14 protein-coding genes are annotated in these 16603 nt (G+C 72.2%); 6 read left to right on the top strand and 8 right to left on the bottom strand.

Annotated features, from left to right (window positions below):
- Nucleotides 1-89 precede the first annotated feature (89 nt).
- The 4 genes from ACIGHB_RS31755 to ACIGHB_RS31740 all read left to right on the top strand — a co-directional run bounded on the left by ACIGHB_RS31755 (nucleotide 90) and on the right by ACIGHB_RS31740 (nucleotide 6531).
- Complete coding sequence (locus tag ACIGHB_RS31755; RefSeq protein ID WP_360313031.1) at nucleotides 90-2141, top strand: hypothetical protein; 2052 nt, start codon at nucleotides 90-92, stop codon at nucleotides 2139-2141.
- Between the two features lie 4 nt (nucleotides 2142-2145).
- The gene (locus ACIGHB_RS31750; RefSeq protein ID WP_388875314.1) at nucleotides 2146-3678 is read left to right on the top strand and encodes an ABC transporter substrate-binding protein; all 1533 of its coding nucleotides are present in this window, start codon (nucleotides 2146-2148) and stop codon (nucleotides 3676-3678) included.
- A gap of 110 nt (nucleotides 3679-3788) precedes the next feature.
- The gene (locus ACIGHB_RS31745; RefSeq protein WP_360313027.1) at nucleotides 3789-5015 is read left to right on the top strand and encodes an aromatic acid exporter family protein; all 1227 of its coding nucleotides are present in this window, start codon (nucleotides 3789-3791) and stop codon (nucleotides 5013-5015) included.
- Between the two features lie 43 nt (nucleotides 5016-5058).
- Complete coding sequence (locus ACIGHB_RS31740) at nucleotides 5059-6531, top strand: MFS transporter (protein WP_399917945.1); 1473 nt, start codon at nucleotides 5059-5061, stop codon at nucleotides 6529-6531.
- Between the two features lie 105 nt (nucleotides 6532-6636).
- Here the strand turns inward: ACIGHB_RS31740 and ACIGHB_RS31735 are convergent, their stop codons facing one another.
- The 8 genes from ACIGHB_RS31735 to hemL all read right to left on the bottom strand — a co-directional run bounded on the left by ACIGHB_RS31735 (nucleotide 6637) and on the right by hemL (nucleotide 15104).
- Nucleotides 6637-7170, bottom strand: a complete 534-nt coding sequence (locus ACIGHB_RS31735; RefSeq protein ID WP_360313023.1) for an SRPBCC domain-containing protein — start codon at nucleotides 7168-7170, stop codon at nucleotides 6637-6639.
- 37 nt (nucleotides 7171-7207) lie between these two features.
- The gene (ccsB, locus tag ACIGHB_RS31730; RefSeq protein ID WP_360313021.1) at nucleotides 7208-8284 is read right to left on the bottom strand and encodes a c-type cytochrome biogenesis protein CcsB; all 1077 of its coding nucleotides are present in this window, start codon (nucleotides 8282-8284) and stop codon (nucleotides 7208-7210) included.
- Nucleotides 8281-9996: a cytochrome c biogenesis protein ResB gene (locus ACIGHB_RS31725; protein ID WP_399917942.1), complete on the bottom strand. Its 1716-nt coding sequence runs from the start codon at nucleotides 9994-9996 to the stop codon at nucleotides 8281-8283. Before ACIGHB_RS31725 ends, ccsB begins: the two co-directional genes overlap by 4 nt.
- Nucleotides 9996-10733 carry a cytochrome c biogenesis protein CcdA gene (locus ACIGHB_RS31720; RefSeq protein WP_360313017.1) on the bottom strand — a complete coding sequence of 246 codons (738 nt, stop codon included), beginning with the start codon at nucleotides 10731-10733 and terminating at the stop codon, nucleotides 9996-9998. Before ACIGHB_RS31720 ends, ACIGHB_RS31725 begins: the two co-directional genes overlap by 1 nt.
- Nucleotides 10734-10739: 6 nt before the next feature.
- Nucleotides 10740-11354, bottom strand: coding sequence for a TlpA disulfide reductase family protein (locus tag ACIGHB_RS31715; protein ID WP_360313015.1), 615 nt, complete (start codon nucleotides 11352-11354; stop codon nucleotides 10740-10742).
- Nucleotides 11355-11465: 111 nt separating this feature from the next.
- Entirely contained in the window at nucleotides 11466-12722 is a 1257-nt protein-coding gene (locus ACIGHB_RS31710) for a hypothetical protein (protein WP_360313013.1), read from the bottom strand.
- A 262-nt stretch (nucleotides 12723-12984) separates the two neighbouring features.
- Nucleotides 12985-13692 carry a histidine phosphatase family protein gene (locus tag ACIGHB_RS31705; RefSeq protein WP_399917939.1) on the bottom strand — a complete coding sequence of 236 codons (708 nt, stop codon included), beginning with the start codon at nucleotides 13690-13692 and terminating at the stop codon, nucleotides 12985-12987.
- Nucleotides 13689-15104, bottom strand: a complete 1416-nt coding sequence (gene hemL / locus ACIGHB_RS31700) for a glutamate-1-semialdehyde 2,1-aminomutase (RefSeq protein WP_360313097.1) — start codon at nucleotides 15102-15104, stop codon at nucleotides 13689-13691. The genes ACIGHB_RS31705 and hemL overlap by 4 nt, the downstream gene beginning before the upstream one ends.
- Before the next feature lie 159 nt (nucleotides 15105-15263).
- Here hemL and ACIGHB_RS31695 point away from each other — a divergent pair, with 159 nt between their 5' ends.
- Nucleotides 15264-15863, top strand: a complete 600-nt coding sequence (locus ACIGHB_RS31695) for a hypothetical protein (protein ID WP_360313010.1) — start codon at nucleotides 15264-15266, stop codon at nucleotides 15861-15863.
- A gap of 167 nt (nucleotides 15864-16030) precedes the next feature.
- Nucleotides 16031-16456, top strand: a complete 426-nt coding sequence (locus tag ACIGHB_RS31690; RefSeq protein WP_360313095.1) for a MerR family transcriptional regulator — start codon at nucleotides 16031-16033, stop codon at nucleotides 16454-16456.
- The last annotated feature ends 147 nt before the right edge of the window (nucleotides 16457-16603 follow it).

The raw sequence follows: 16603 nt of genomic DNA, 5'->3' as shown, positions 1-16603 counted from the left end.
CTCGACAACAGACTCGAATTATCTCTCCAGTTCCCAACACACCGTCGATATCCTTGAGTTGACTGCGACGGGGGTGGCGGGTGCGGAGAGTGCTGTACGGCCGCGAGGCGGTTCTGGAGACGCGCGGACTCGCCGCGCGGCTCGTCGGGCTCGGACCGGACGGACAGGGCCGGGTGCCCTTCGAGCACGGCGAGGACCCGCCCGTCACCGTCTTCACCGGCGGCCGCGGCATGGGCAAGACCGTGCTGCTCAAGGAGATCCGCAACCACTACCTCGGGTTCACCCCGCTCGCCCTCCTCGACTGCGCGGCCGTCGAGGAGCCCGCCGACCACGGCGCCGGCTGGTCCCCGGTCACCGGCGCCCTCGCCGAACTCGCCGTCCAGCTCGGCAAGCGCGGCGACGCCGTCAAGCCGGTGCCCTTCCCCCGGCTCTCGCTCGGGCTCGTCGCCGTCACCTCGGTCGGCTGGACCCGCGAGGACGACGAGCGGGCCCGCCGCGACCTGCTGCGGCTCGGCCCGCTGCTCGCCACCGTGGACGCCGGCCGGGCGGCCGCCGCCGCCTGGGTCGGCCGGGTCCTCGCCAAGCTCGCCGGCACCGCCGCCGAAGCCGGCGCCCCCTTCGCCGGGCTGGTCGCCGAGGCGACCGTCGAGACCGTCGTCGAGGAGTTCTTCCACCGCTTCCGGCAGGCCCCCGACGACTGGTTCGGCGGCTACCGCAACGCCGGAGGGCGCGGGCGCGCCGGACTCCAGCAGCTCGCCGTCGACTTCGCCCAGGGCGGCCCGCGCCGCGAGGAGGCCGAGGCGTTCCTCGCCGTCACCCTCACCGAGGACCTGCACCGCGCCTACACCGGACTGCGCCGCGGCAGCCGCGTCGGCAGGCCCCTGATCCTCCTCGACAACGCCCACGAACCGGTCGGCCGCGCCCTCGTCGAACCGATTCTGCGGGCCCGCGCCGACGGCCGCCGCGACCACACCGTCGTCCTCGCCGCCTCCCGGCTCCGCGAGCACGAGGCCCTCCGCCACGCCACCCGCGTCCGGCTGCCCGAGACCGCCCACCAGGCGCCCTGCCCGCGCACCAGCCGGGTCGGCTCCGGGCTGCTCGCCGTGGAGCTCACCCCGCTCACCCCCACCCAGACCCGCGCCGCCTTCGACCACCACGACCCCGCCGGCCGCACCCCCGCCGACCTCGCCCGGGCCGTCCACCGGCTCACCGGCGGGCGCCCCCTCGGCGTCGACCTGCTCGCCCGCGCCGCCGGCGAGGCCCCGCCCGCCGTCCGCGCCGCCCTCACCCCCGGCGGCCTCCTCGACCTCGCCGTGGAGCTCCGCGAGGACACCGCCCCCGTCCCCGTCGCCCCCGCCCTGCTCACCGCCCTCCTCCCGGTGCCCCGGCCCGGCCCGTACGCGGTCCTGGCCGCCGCCCACGACGAGGAGTCCGCCCGCCGCCTCGCCCAGGCCCGGCTGCCCGCCGAGTCCCTCGACGGCGACGTCGCCCTCCGGGTCCGCGACCGGCTCCGCGCCGAGCACTGGCCCGAGCACCCCGGCCGCTTCGTCGGCGACCCGCTGCTGCGCGCCCTGCTGCTGCACCGGCTCCGCTTCGAGGACGACGACCACCCCGACTACGCCGCCTGGCGGGCCGTCCACGAGACGCTGCGCCGCCACTACGGGCCGCAGCCCGGCCCGTACCGGCTCCACCACGACCTCGCGCTCGGCGAGACCGCGGAGGCCGTCGCCCACCTGCGGCTCACCTTCCCGGGCCCCGACATCCTCGGCTGGCTCGGCGTGCTGCGGTTCGTCGCCTCCGCCCCGTACCCGCGCGAGCGGGACCGCGGCGGACCCGACCCGCGCCGGGCCGTCGCCCTCGGCCAGGACCCCGACCGGGGGCTCCCCGACGGACTCGGCCCCGACGCCGCCGAACTGCACCTCTCCCTACGGCGGCTGCTGCACGCCGTATGGCTGCTCACCGATCCGCTCGCGCTGCCCGACGAGGAGGTCGCCGACCGGCTGGCGCACGAACTGCGCCGGCTCTCCGGCCGCCACCTCACCGGCAGCGGTCCACTGTGGGACGCGGCAGGACACTGGCCGCGGGACATCCGCGCCTGGCGGGAGCTGTCGCTGCCGCCGGGGCGCGAGGACGGAGTCTGACGTCATGCTCGACCGGCTGCGCCGCCGCTTCTTCTGGACACCCCGGCAGAAGCTCCTCAGCACCCTCGTCGCCACCTCGCTCGTCCTCGGCCTCGGCGGCTGGGGCCTGTACGCGCTCCTCGAACCGGAGGACCGTTCCTGCACGGCCGGGGTCGCCCGGCCCTCCGGCAGCGAGGAGTGCATCGGCGTCGACGGGACCGGACACGACTTCCGCGTCCCCGCGCTGACCGCGATCACCGCCGCCATCGGCCGCGAGAACGCCACCCTCAAGGCCGGCGAGTACGCCACCGTCGCCGTGCTCCTCCCGATCACCGCCACCGACCCCGGCACCGCGGAGAAGATCCTCCGCGAACTCCAGGGCGCCTACGCCTACCAGTACCGGGCCAACCACGAGTCCAACAGCGAGACCCCCAAGATCCGCCTGGTCCTCGCCAACACCGGCAACAAGAACGCCCACTGGCGGACCGTCGTCGACCGGCTCACCGCCATGACCGGCGCCCCCGACCGGCTCCGCGCCGTCTCCGGCGTCGCCACCTCCTCCGCCGAGGTACGCGACGCGGTCACCGCCCTCACCGGCGCCGGGATCGCCGTCGTCGGCACCACCATCACCGCCGACGACCTCGCCAACGGCCCCGGCCGGGACCGCTTCCCCGGCCTCGCCCGGGTCTCCCCCACCAACGGCGACGAGGCGAAGGCCCTCGCCCACTTCGGGAAGGTCGACGCCGCCCGCGCGATCCTCGTCCAGGACTCCCGCACCGGCGACCACTACATCGACACCCTGCGGTCCGCCTTCGCCGCCTCCCTCAAGGGCGCCCCCTACGAGCCGCAGCTCTACACCTCGCCGAAGGACAACACCGAGGAGGGCACCACCGCCAACACCTTCCGCCAGATCACCCACCTGATCTGCGACACCCGCGCCGAGACCGTCTTCTTCGCCGGCCGCCACACCCAGCTCCGCCAGTTCATCAACGCGCTCGGCTCGCGCGGCTGCGCCGACCGCGCCTTCACCGTCCTCACCGGCGACGAGGGCTCGTACCTCGGCGCCGACGAGAAGCTGAACCGCGCGGCCCTCGGCAAGAAGCTGACCGTGCGGTACGCGGCGCTCGCCCACCCCGACGCCTGGCAGCCCGCACCCGGCCGGCCGGTGCCGACGACCGGCGGCTCGGTCGTCGCCTTCCGGACCTTCCTCACCGACATCGCCCGCGCCGACGCGAAGCCGGTGCCGCTCCGGGACGGACAGGCGATCGTGGCGTACGACGCGATGGCGACGGCCGTCCACGCCATCCGCCAGGCCACCCCGGCCGACGCGCCCTACCCGGCGCTCGCCGACGTCGGCACCCAGTGGCCGCAGGTCAAGGGCTCGCTGCGGGTGCAGGGCGCGAGCGGCTGGATCTGCCTGGACAACCACGGCAACCCCTACAACAAGGCGGTCCCCATCGTGGAACTCGCCCGCGACGGCACCCAGCGCTTCGTCCAGACGGCCTGGCCCGAGGGAACGCCCCCGACCGCCGACTGCCTCCCCCCGAAGCGGGGCTGATCCCGCGTCCGCCCGGACGCATCCACGCATGAGCGGGGTGCCGTCCGGGCAGGCGGACGTCCTGACGGCCCCTCGCGGGCGGCAGGGACGGCGACGGGACGAGGTGGCACGTGGCACGCGACACCGGACGGCAGGGCCGGAACGGCACCCTGCTCGCACGCCTGCGCCGTGACCCCTTCGCCGTCCAGACCCTCCGCTCCACGGCGGCGGCCACCCTCAGCTACGTCGTCGCCCTCCGGCTCAGCAGCGAACCGGTCCCCCTCACCGCGCCCCTCACCGCCCTGCTGGTCGTCCAGGTCACGCTCTACTCCACCCTCACCACCAGCCTCCGCCGGGTGAACTCCGTCGTCGTCGGCGTCCTCATCGCCATCGCGTTCAGCGCCGTCGTCGGCCTCTCCTGGTGGAGCCTCGCCCTGGTGATCCTGGCCTCGCTGCTCGTCGGGCGGGTCGTCCGGGTCGAGGAGTTCATCCCCGAGGTCGCCATCAGCGCCATGCTCGTCCTCGGCGTCACCCAGGTCTCCGACACCGCCTGGGACCGGGTCCTGGAGACCCTCATCGGCGCTGTCGTCGGCATGCTCTTCAACCTGTTCCTCGCCCCGCCCGTCTGGGTCGACACCGCCGGCGACTCCATCGAGGACCTCGCCCGGCGGATGCGCCTGCTCCTCCTCGACGTGGCGGACGAGTTCACCGGCGCGCCGCCCGTCGCCCAGGCCGCCGCCCGGCTCCACGAGGCCCGCCGCCTCGACAACGACGTCGCCGACGTCGACGGTGCCCTGCGCACCGCCGAGGACAGCCTGCGGCTCAACCCGCGCGTCAAGGAGGGCCTCCTCCACCGGGTGGTGCTCCGCACCGGCCTCGACACCCTGGAGATCTGCGCCGTCGTCCTCCGGGTCCTCGCCCGCACCCTCACCGACCTGGCGAAACACCGCGACGGGCAGGCGCTCCTGCCGGACCGGGCCGCCCTCTCCGTCCGCGAGACCGCCCAGTACACCGCCGACGCCCTCGTCAGCTTCGCCGTCCTCGTCACCGCCCGCGGCAGCGAGGGCGCCGAGGCGGCGGAGACCCGGCTCGCGGGCGAGCTGCGGGCGGCCCGCGCCTGCCGGGACGACGCCGCCGACCGGCTCCTCGCCCTCGCCCTCGCCGATCCCGGCACCTGGCAGCTGTACGGGGCGCTGCTCGCCGAGGTCGACCGGATCCTCGACGAACTCGACCCCGAGCACCGCGGCCGCCGGCTGATGGAGGAGCTGGACCGGCAGGTCCGCGAGCGCCGCGACCGCCGCGACCGGCTCACCCGGCGCGACCGCTGGATCCCCCGCCGCGCCCGCGCCGGGAGCTGACCGGACGCGCGGGGACACCCGTACCACCGACGTGAGGAGAACCATGAGCGCGCCGTCGCCTTCCGCGAGCCCCGGGACGGGAACGGTCACCACCGCCGTACCGGCGCGGCTCGACCGCCTTCCCTGGTCCCGCTGGCACTGGATGATCGTCATCGGCCTGGGCACCGTCTGGATCCTCGACGGGCTCGAAGTCACCATCGTCGGCAACGTCGCCGGCCGGCTGGCCGAGGAGGGCAGCGGCCTCGACATCACCGCCGCGCAGGTCACCGGCGTGGCCGCCGCCCTCTATGTGGCGGGGGCCTGTTCGGGCGCGCTGTTCTTCGGCTGGCTGACGGACCGCTACGGCCGCAAGAAACTCTTCATGATCACCCTGGCCGTCTACCTCGGCGCCACGGCGATGACCGCGCTGTCCTTCGAGTCCTGGTGGTTCTTCCTCTTCCGCTTCCTCACCGGCTTCGGCATCGGCGGCGAGTACGCGGCCATCAACTCCGCGATCGACGAGCTGATCCCCTCCCTCTACCGGGGGCGGGTCGACCTCATCATCAACGGCAGCTACTGGCTGGGCGCCGTCGGCGGCGCGCTGCTGTCCGTCGTCATGCTGGACACCGACATCTTCCCGCAGAACCTCGGCTGGCGGCTCAGCTTCGCCCTCGGCGTCGTCCTCGGCCTGGTCATCCTGCTGGTGCGCCGGCACGTCCCGGAGAGTCCACGCTGGCAGTTCATCCACGGCCACGGCGAGGAGGCCGAGCGGCTGGTCTCCTCGGTCGAGCGGGAGATCGAGGCGGAGAAGGGCGAGAAGCTGCCTCCGCCGGCCGGCGAGATCACCATCCACCAGCGCAAGAGCATCGGCTTCGGCACGATCGCGAAGACCGTCTTCGGCCGCTATCCGCGCCGCGCCGTCCTCGGCCTGGCGCTCTTCATCGGCCAGGCGTTCCTCTACAACGCGATCACCTTCGGCTTCGGCTCCATCCTGATCACCTTCTTCGACGTGCCGACCGGCAGCACCGGCTACTACTTCGCGGTGATCGCGGCGGGCAACTTCCTGGGGCCGCTGCTGCTCGGCCGGCTCTTCGACACGGTCGGCCGCCGGATCATGATCTCGGGCACGTACCTGCTCTCGGGCCTGCTGCTCTTCGGGACGGCGTGGCTCTTCGACCGGGGCTCGCTGTCGGCGGCGACGCTGACGGCCTGCTGGTGCGTGGTGCTGTTCTTCGCGTCGGCGGGGGCGTCCAGCGCCTATCTGACCGTCTCCGAGATCTTCCCCATGGAGACCCGCGCGATGGCCATCGCGTTCTTCTACGCGCTGGGCACGGCGGCGGGCGGCATCAGCGGCCCGCTGATCTTCGCCGAGCTGACCGAGTCGGGCGTCGTCGGCGACACGGTCCTCGCCTTCCAGATCGGCGCCGGCCTCATGTGCGCGGCGGGCCTGGTGGCGGCTTTCCTCGCGGTGAACGCGGAGCGCCGCTCCCTGGAGGACATCGCGGAGCCGCTGTCGGTGGTCAAGGAGGTCCCGTAGGGCGGGTCGGGGAAGCGGCGTCGGGCAGGCCCTGGGACACCCGATTCGGCCAGGGCGGACGAGAGACCCTAGGGCACCCACGTCGGCCAGGGCGGACGAGAGACCCTAGGGCACCCACTTCGGCCAGGGCGCCGCGTCGCGGGCGTACAGCTCGCGCAGCTCGTTCCAGCGGCCGGTGGTCCACTGCCGCCAGTCGGTCGGCCGGCCGGCCAGCGCGTCCCGCAGCCGCTCGAAGTGCTCGTGCCAGCCGGCCAGGCAGTCGAGCAGCAGCGCCTGATCACCGCGCATCTCGTTGGTGAAACGCAGGACGGTCGACGCCCCGCCGGGGGACGGTTCCAGATGGAACCGGATCCGTCCGTGCGGGGCGCCGACCGTGTACTCGGCCACGTGGTCCGGGTCCCAGGCGGTGACCCGTCCCGAGAGCTCGGTGTCGCCGTTGAGCCAGCGGAGCGTGACCCGCCCGCCGAGCCTCGGCTCCAGCGGGTCCGCCGCGCACAGCCAGGACGGCAGCCCCTCGGGCGAGGCGATCATCGCCCACACCACGGGCTGCGGATGCGCCAGCTCGACCTCGTACCGCAGCAGGTGCGTGTCGCCGTCGCCCTTGGTGGGCTCGCTCCTGCCCCGGGGAATCTCGCTCATACCTCCAGCGTGGCCCCCCGAGGGGGGCCGTGCCAGCTCAGACGCCCGCGTAGGAGTGCTTGCTGTTCACGAAGATGTTCACGCCGTAGTAGTTGAAGAGGAAGCAGCCGAAGGCGATGAGCGCGATGTACGCGGCCTTGCGGCCCTTCCAGCCGGCCGTGGCGCGGGCGTGCAGGTAGGCGGCGTACCCGACCCACGTGATGAAGGACCAGACCTCCTTGGCGTCCCAGCCCCAGTAGCGGCCCCAGGCGTCGCCGGCCCAGATGGCGCCCGCGATGATCGTGAAGGTCCACAGCGGGAAGATCGCCGCGTTGACGCGGTACGCGAACTTGTCGAGGGTCGCGGCGGCGGGCAGCCGCTCCAGGACGGAGCGGGCGAAGCCGCCCGGCGTACCGCCGTTCGCGAGCTTGTTCTCGTACGAGTCGCGGAAGAGGTACAGCAGGGTGGCGACCGCGCCCAGGTAGAGCACGGCGCCGCAGAAGATCGCGGTGGAGACGTGGATCCACAGCCAGTACGAGTCGAGCGCGGGCACCAGCTGGTCGCTCTCGGTGTACAGCAGGGTGGTGGCGACGCCCAGGTCGAGCAGGACCGTCGTCACCAGCGGCAGGCCGATCCAGCGGACGTTCTTCTTGGCGAGCAGGAACGCCAGGTACACGCCGACCGCCACCGTGGAGAAGGTGGTGGAGAACTCGTACATGTTGCCCCAGGGGGCGCGCTGCACGGAGATCGCGCGGGTGACGACGCCGGCCGCCTCCAGGGCGAAGGCGAGGACCGTGAGCGAGACGGCGATCCGGCCGTACAGGTCGCCCTTGACGGTGCCGCCGGCGGCGCCGGGGCCGTCGGGGACGTCGCGGGCGCCGGAGGCGGAGCGGGTGACGACCTTCGGCCGGTCCAGGACGGTGGTGCCACCGGCCTGCTTGACCTGGACCGACACCGTCGCCTTGGTCCCGGACGGCGTGAGCGCGGCGGCGGTGCGGCCGACCTTGCTGCGGCTGCCGAAGACCCACTCGGCGATGTGGGCCAGGAAGGCCAGCGTGTACACGGCCATCGAGGCGTAGACGAGCTCGTTGCTGAGCGTCGCCAGGCTCTCGTTGGTCTCGGCGGCGAGGATCACTTCTCGGCCCCTTCTGATGCTTCTGCTTCGGCGGGTTCGGGCGCCGGGGGCGCCGTGGCGGTGAGCGCGACCGCGAGATCGGCGAGCTCCTCGGGCAGCTTGGCGGACTCGCTGCGGCCGAGGCCCGCCATCTCGACGACGGTCACGCCGTCCTCACCCCGGACGGCGCGGACCCAGACCCGGCGCCGCTGGATGAAGAGCGAGCCGATGAGTCCGGCGATGGCGGCGAGCGCGCCGGTGAGGGCGAGGCCGTTGCCCGGCTGCTGCGAGACCTGGAAGCTCGCCCATTCCTTGATGTCCTTCTCGAACGTGATCGAGCCGGCGCCGTCGGGCAGGGTCATGGTCTGGCCGGGCGCCAGGCGCTGGGCGACTCCGGTGCCCCCCTCGACCTCGAACTGCTCCATCTTGGTGGTGTCGAGCTGGTACACGTTCTGCGGCAGGCCGGAGTCCACGCCCAGGCTGCCGTGGTAGGCGGTGAGCGCCATCCTGGGGTCGGCGAGGGCGGGGAACTGGGAGAACATGGTGCCCTTGCCGTCGCCCGCGAAGGTGGGCACGAAGAACGCCTTGAAGCCGAGCTGCTTCTTGTCGCCGTTCTTGTCGCGGTAGCCGTCCATCACCTTGATGGCGCCGGTGGAGGTGATGTTGTTGTCGATGGGCAGCAGCGGGACGGCGCCCTTGAAGACGACCTTGCCCTTGCCGTCCTTGACGGTGACGACGGGCGCGTACCCGTGGGCGATCAGGTAGATCTTGGAGTCGCCGATCTTCAGCGGCTCGTTGACCTTGATGACCGCCTTCTCGCCGGCGCCGTCGTCCCGCGTGTACGTGACGGCCGCCTCGAAGGTGCGGGGGGTGCCCAGCTGCGGGCCGCTCGTCTCGTACGTGCCGGTGAAGCTGTCCAGGGTGAAGTTGAACGGTTCCAGCTCGTCGATGCCGAACTGGGAGCCGGCCCGGAAGTCGTCGTACTGGGTGAGCGTGTTGGAGAAGCCGTCGCCCTCGACGATCAGCTTGCCGCCCTCGGACTTGAAGAGCTGGCCCCAGGCGAAGGCGACCAGCATCACGATGAGCGCGATGTGGAAGACCAGGTTGCCGGCCTCGCGGAGGTAGCCCTTCTCGGCGGCGACGGCGTCGCCCGTGGCGCGGGCGCGGAAGCGGCGGCCCTTGAGGACGGCGAGCGCGGCCTCGTGGACCTCCTCGGGGCCGGCGTCGGTGCGCCAGGTCGTGTACGCGGGGAGGCGGGTGAGCCGCTTGGGGGCGGCCGGCGGCAGGCCGCGGAGCTGGCCGACGAACTGCCAGGTGCGGGGGACGATGCAGCCGATGAGGGAGACGAAGAGCAGGATGTAGATCGCGGAGAACCACACCGAGCCGTAGACGTCGAAGAGCTGGAGCTTCTCGTAGATCGGCGTGAGGGTCTCGTGCGCCGCCTTGAAGTCGGCGACCTTCATGTCGTCCACGCCGGACTGCGGGATCAGGGAGCCGGGGACGGCGCCGACGGAGAGCAGGAAGAGCAGGATCAGCGCCACCCTCATGGAGGTGAGCTGGCGCCAGAACCAGCGGATCCAGCCGACGATCCCGAGGGTGGGGCCGCCGATCGTCTCGGCGCCGGTCTCCTCCTGGGGCGCGGTGGAGAGGTCCGCGCCCGCGGCCTCGTCCCCGCCCGCGGCGCGGTTCGCGTCGGTCGGGTCGGTCGTGTCCGTCGTGTCGGTCTTGCTCATCAGATTCCCACCGTGAAACCGCTGGACCAGCCCTGCATCGTGGAGACCATGCTGTCCCAGACGCCTGTGAGGAGCAGGACGCCGGTGACGATCATCATGGCGCCGCCGATCCGCATGACCCACACATAGTGCTTCTTCACCCAGCCGAACGCGCCGAGGGCCTTGCGGAAGGCGACGGCGGCGAGGACGAACGGGACGCCGAGGCCGAGGCAGTACGCGAGGGCGAGCAGCGCCCCGCGTCCGGCGCTGGCCTGGTCGAGGGCGAGCGCGTTGACCGAGGCGAGCGTCGGGCCGATGCAGGGCGTCCAGCCGATGCCGAAGAGCGCGCCGAGGACGGGCGCGCCGACGAGGCCGGCGACGGGCTTCCGGTGAAAGCGGAACTCGCGCTGCGTGAACCACGGCATGAGGCCGGCGAAGAAGAGCCCCATGAGGATCATGAAGACGCCGAGGACCGTGCTCAGCGTGGAGCTGTACTCCTGGAGCGTGGAGCCGAAGAAGCCGAAGAGGGCGCCGCCGGAGACGAAGACGGCGGTGAAGCCGGCGACGAAGAGCAGCGCCCCCGCGGTCATCCGGCCGCGGCGCTGGTCGGCGAGGTCGGTGCCGGAGACGCCGGTGACGTAGCTGAGGTAGCCGGGGACGAGCGGGAGCACGCACGGCGAGAAGAAGGAGACAAGCCCGGCCAGGAGGGCGACGGGGACGGCGAGCAGGAGGGCTCCGCTGGTGACGGTCTCGTTCACCGGCCCTCACTTCTCCTTGAGCAGCGGGTCGATCATCGACCGCAGCTTGGTGTCGTCGATGGCCATGACCGCGCGGGCGGCGATCTTGCCCTCCTTGTCGAGGACGACGGTGGAGGGGATGCCCTGGGGGCTGAGGGTGCCCTTGGGGAATCCGAAGAGGATCAGCTTGCCGTCGTGGTCGTAGAGGCTCGGGTACGGGACCTTGTAGTCGGCCTCGAAGGCGAGCGCCTGCTGCTTGTTGGCGTCGCGGGTGTTGAGGCCGACGAAGGCGACGTCCTCGCCCTTGAGCTCGTTGGCCACCTTGGTGAAGTGGGGGGCCTCGGCGCGGCAGGGGCCGCACCAGGAGCCCCACACGTTGAGGACGACGACCTTGCCCTTGAGGTCGGCGACGTCGAGCTTCTCGCCCTCCAGCGTCTCGCCCGCGATCTGGTTGATCGAGGCGCGCTCGCCCTTGGGGGCGGTGGAGATCCCGCCCTTGCTGGTGACGAAGTTGGTGCTGTTGCCGCTCTCGACGCCGTTGCTGTCGCCGCCGCAGGCGGAGAGCGCGAGGGCGGCGGACAGCACACCGACGGCGGCGACGGCGCGTCGGGGGGCACGGCGGAGGCCACGGCTAAGGCTCATGTGAAAAGTTTCGCATGGGCGTTTGGGGGATCTTGGGCACCCCCCTACGTGCCCGGAACGCCCCTTGTCAAGATCGCCTAAGCGGATCTGAGACGTACCGGCTGCGACGCCCTAGGCGGCCTTGAGGTAGGTGCGCCAGCCGCCGGCCGGCTTCTGGCCGACGTCGAGGCCGCGGAGACGGTCGAGGATACGGGGGTCCTGGACGTCCATCCAGTCGGTGAACTGCCGGAACGACACGAGCCGGACGTCCTTCTTCCCGGCCATCGCCTTGAGCGCGTCCTCCACGGCGTCCATGTAGATGCCGCCGTTCCACTGCTCGAAGTGGTTGCCGACGAAGAAGGGCGCCCGGTTCGACTCGTACGCGCGCGTGAAGCCGCCGATCAGCGCGTCGGTGGCCTGCTTGCGCCAGCCGGGATAGCGGGAGGGCATGCCCTTGGTCGAGTTCTTCGACTGGTTGGCGAGCATGTTGTAGTCCATGGAGAGGACTTCGAAGGAGTGCCCGGGGAAGGGCACGGCCTGGAGCGGGAAGTCCCAGATCCCCTTGCGCTTGACGGGCCAGGTCTGCCGGCCGCCGGGCGAGCTGGCGTCGTAACGCCAGCCGAGGCGCTTGGCGGTGGGCAGCAGGTTGTCCTGGCCGAGGAGGCAGGGGGTGCGGCCGCCGACGAGCTCCTTGGAGTAGTCGAAGGGCAGCGGGTCGAGGTCGGTCCAGCCGCTGTTCGTCTTCCACTCCGTGACGAACTTCACCGCCTGGTCGATCTCGCTCTGCCACTGCGCCGGGGTCCAGTTGCCGACGGAGCCGGAGCCGCCGCAGAAGTGCCCGTTGAAGTGGGTGCCGATCTCGTGCCCGTCGAGCCACGCCTGCCGGACGTACTTGAGGGTGTCCTTGATGTGCCCGTCGGTGAGGTAGCCGATGTCGGAGGCGCCGACGCGGTTGTTCGGCGGGCGGTAGAGGTTCTTCTTCGACTCGGGCAGCAGGTAGATGCCGGAGAGGAAGAAGGTCATGGCCGCGTCGTGGTTGCGGGCCAGTTCGAGGAAGCGGGGGAAGAGGCCGTTGCCGACCTCGCCGGCGCCGTCCCAGGAGAAGACCACGAACTGCGGCGGGGTCTGGCCGGGTTCGAGCGGGACCGGGGTGTCCGGCTGGTGCGGCTGCTTGCCGGTGTCCGCGGTGGAACCGTCGCCGATCGGACGGACGTCGTCCTTGGTCGGGGCGGGGGTGGTGGGTTCGCCGCCGGTCGAGGGCGCGCCCCCCTTGTCCGGGCCGGAACTGCCCGTGCCGCCCTGGCTCTTGTCGCTGCACCCGGCGACTCCGAGGGCCGCCGCGGCCCCGACTCCCGCCCCGAGAAGACTCCTCCGACTGAACCCGCGCATGGCATCCCCAATCACCTGTGACGCACGAAATATCATCCAAACCGACAATGAGTGAGATGCAGGGAGGAACACGGAGGTTCCGACAAATAGCACAAAAATTTCAGGGCGGTCGGAGAGAAACCACTCTCCGACCGCCCTGACCATGTCCCGTCAGGCCCACCCCTGTCCAGGGGGGTCACGCCCCGGGGGGGCTCAGCGCCCCAGGGGGGGTCACGCCCCGGGGGGGCTCAGCGCCACGCCGCGGGGCCCGGGGGGCTCGGTTCTACGCCCCGAACGCCTTCTGCTTGCCCTTCACCGGCTTGGCCCCGGCCCGCAGGTGCACCGGCACGAGGTCGATGGCCGGCTCGCTGTACCCGACCGAGACGATCTTGTCGCCCTTGTACGTGAACGAGGTGAGCGAGGCCAGCGTGCACTGCCGGCGCCGCGGGTCGTGCCACAGCCGGCGCCGCTCGACGAACGACCGCACGATCCAGATCGGCAGCTGGTGGCTGACGAGGACCGCCTCGTGACCGCGCGCCGCGTCCTTCGCCGCGTCCAGCGCGCCCATCATCCGCACGACCTGCTCGATGTACGGCTCGCCCCAGGACGGCTGGAACGGGTTGGTGAGGTGCCGCCAGTTCGCCGGCCGGCGCAGCGCCCCGTCACCGACACCGAAGGTCTTGCCCTCGAAGACGTTCGCCGCCTCGATCAGCCGCGCGTCGGTGGCCAGGTCCAGGCCGTGCGACTTGGCGATCGGCGTGGCCGTCTCCTGCGCCCGCTCCAGCGGGGAGGCGACGACGTACGTGACGTCCCGCTCGGCCAGCGACTCCGCTACCCGGTCCGCCATCTTCCGGCCCAGCTCGGAGAGGTGGTACCCGGCCTGGCGCCCGTACAGCACGCCGTCCGGGTTGTGCACCTCGCCGTGGCGCAGCAGGTGGACGACGGTGATGTCCTGGTCGCTCATCCCGTTCCCGCCCGTGTTCCCGCTCATGCGGTGGCCTCCGCGGCGGCACGCGCGGCGGCGGGCAGCGCGGCGGCGATCCGCTCGATCGCCCGCTCGTCGTGCGCGGCCGAGACGAACCACGACTCGAAGGCGGACGGCGGCAGGTACACCCCGTCGGCCAGCATCGAGTGGAAGAAGGCGTTGAAGCGGAAGGACTCCTGCTTCTTCGCGTCGTCGTAGTTCCGCACCTCGTCGGCGGTGAAGAACACCGAGAACATGTTGGACGCGGTCTGCAGCCGGTGGGCCACGCCCTCCTTGCCGAGCGCGGCGGTGACCAGGCCCTGGATCTCCTTCGAGACCGCGTTCACCTTGTCGTACGCGGCGTCGTCGAGCAGCCGCAGCTGCGCGAGCCCGGCGGCGGTGGCGATCGGGTTACCGGAGAGGGTGCCGGCCTGGTAGACCGGGCCGGCCGGGGCGAGGTGGCCCATGACGTCCGCGCGCCCGCCGAAGGCCGCCGCCGGGAAGCCGCCGCCCATGACCTTGCCGAAGGTCAGCAGGTCGGGCTTGACCCCGTCCACGCCGTACCAGCCGGCCCGGCTGGTACGGAAGCCGGTCATGACCTCGTCGGAGATGTACAGCGCGCCGTTCTCCCGGCACAGGTCCGCGAGGCCCTGGTTGAACCCGGGCAGCGGCGGGACGACGCCCATGTTGCCGGGCGACGCCTCGGTGATCACGCAGGCGATCTCGCCCGGGTGGGCGGCGAACGCGGCCCGCACGGCCTCCAGGTCGTTGTACGGCAGCACGATCGTGTCGCCTGCCTGCGCGCCGGTCACGCCGGGCGTGTCGGGCAGGCCGAAGGTGGCGACGCCGGAGCCGGCGGCGGCCAGCAGCGCGTCCACGTGTCCGTGGTAGCAGCCGGCGAACTTGACGACCTTCGCGCGCCCGGTGAACCCGCGCGCGAGCCGGATCGCCGACATCGTCGCCTCGGTGCCGGAGGAGACGAGCCGGACCTGCTCGACCGGCTCGACCCGGGCCACGATCTCCTCGGCGAGCGCCACCTCGCCCTCACCGGGCGTGCCGAAGGAGGTGCCGCGGGCCACCGCGGCCTGCACGGCGGCGGTCACCTCGGGGTGGGCGTGGCCGAGAATCATCGGCCCCCAGGAGCAGACGAGGTCGACGTACTCGCGACCGTCCGCATCCGTGAGGTACGGACCGGTGCCGGACACCATGAACCGGGGCGTACCGCCCACGGCCCGGAAGGCTCGCACCGGTGAGTTCACGCCGCCGGGCGTGACAAGGGACGCGCGGTCGAAAAGCGTCTGTGAGACTGGGGCTTCGTATGAATACGACACAGTGATCCTGACCTGCGAGTACGACGTCTGGTACGGAGGGACGGTGTGGGCACCCTGTGCATCACGCCGGGGCGGCCTGCCTCCGCGTCTGCGAAACTGTGGCGGCAGGGACCTCATGGGGTTGGCTCACGCGTTCCATGGTGTCAGAGGCCGCGGCGATTCTTGCGGACAGGTGTTTCACCGCAGGAACGCGGGGGAGGTCACTGACACGATGATCGGGTTGCGCGGCGGGGTCGTGTTGCCGAGAAACAGCAGTCGGGTGGAGATATGCATCGCGGTGGCGGGCCGGGCGAGGGGACGGACGACCTGGGTCCGGAGCCTGTCCGGCGGGGGAGGCACCGGCGGCGACGGGCCGAGGACCCGTCCGCGCCGGACAATCGCGCGTCCCCCGAGCAGCCGGCGGCTGATCCGCCCCTCGGAGGCCGCAGCTTGGCCGTGACGTACAAGTACTTCGGCGCGCCCGACGGCGCCACCGCGTCCCGCGTCCCGATCTCGATGCGCCCGGAGGAGCTCGGCGGCGACGAGCTGGGCATGGGCGGCATGTTCTCCAAGATCAAGCCCGAGACGATAGCGGCGATGGTCCTCACCGGCATCCAGGGCCTGCCGCTGCACAAGGTCCCCCCGCTGGAACTGGTCGTCCTGCACCCCGACTACGCCGTGGTGAAGCTCCCCACGACCGTGGTCGACCCGCTGCGCGCGATCGGCGAGGAGTCCGTCGGCGCCGCCGCCTTCATCTGGTCCACCGTCCCCGACCGCGGCGGCCCGCGCGACGCCTTCGACGTCTACCAGCTGCTCCACGAATGGCAGGACTTCTCCGTCCGCCTCCACGAGGCCGGCCACCAGCCGTACTGCCTGGTCTGGCCCTGACGGCTGGCTCTCTCCGCGTTTCCGACCGTCATAGCGCCTGAAATTAGGACGAATCGGATCTAATGCATGGAGGTTGGTTCAGAGAGGCGCCGCACGAGGAGGACCCTGTCGTGACCGGAACGACCCGAATGACCGGAGCGGCTGGAGCACGGGCGTCCGCCGACCGCATGCCCGGAGCCCGCACCGCGACCGGCGAACCCATGCAGATCGCCGAGGTCGCCGCCCGCACGGAACTCCCCCTGCGCACGATCCGGCAGTACGAGGACTGCGGCCTCGTCGTCCCGTCGGCCGCCTCCGAGGGCGGCTTCCCGCTCTACACGGAGGCGGACGTGGCCCGGCTGATGGTGATCCGCCGCATGCAGCCGCTGGGCTTCGGGCTGGACGAGACCCGCGAACTCCTCACCTCGGTCGACCGCCTCGCCGCCGACCTCCCCGGCACGGACGGCGAACTCGAACCGGCCGAACGCGACGCCCTCGCCGCCCGCGTCCGCCGCTACGAGGAGGCCGCCGCCGCCCGCGTCGCCGACCTCCGCGCCCAACTCGCCCGAGCCGAGGAATTCGCCACCTCCCTCCGCACCCGCCTCACCACCTGACCCACCCACCCCCCGAACCCGGCGACCGGCCGCCCCGACCAGCGAATGGTTACGGGTCCGGAGGCTGGGCGCGCGGCTAGGGGCTCTCGGCGGGCGGGTCGGCTACGGGGTCGGCGGGCAGGCTCGGCGGGGCGGGGACTCGGCGGA

Source organism: Streptomyces sp. NPDC085460, from assembly GCF_044541975.1.
GTDB lineage: Bacteria > Actinomycetota > Actinomycetes > Streptomycetales > Streptomycetaceae > Streptomyces.
Note: the sequence above shows the minus strand (reverse complement) of the source record. Positions and strands in the feature narration are given on the sequence as shown.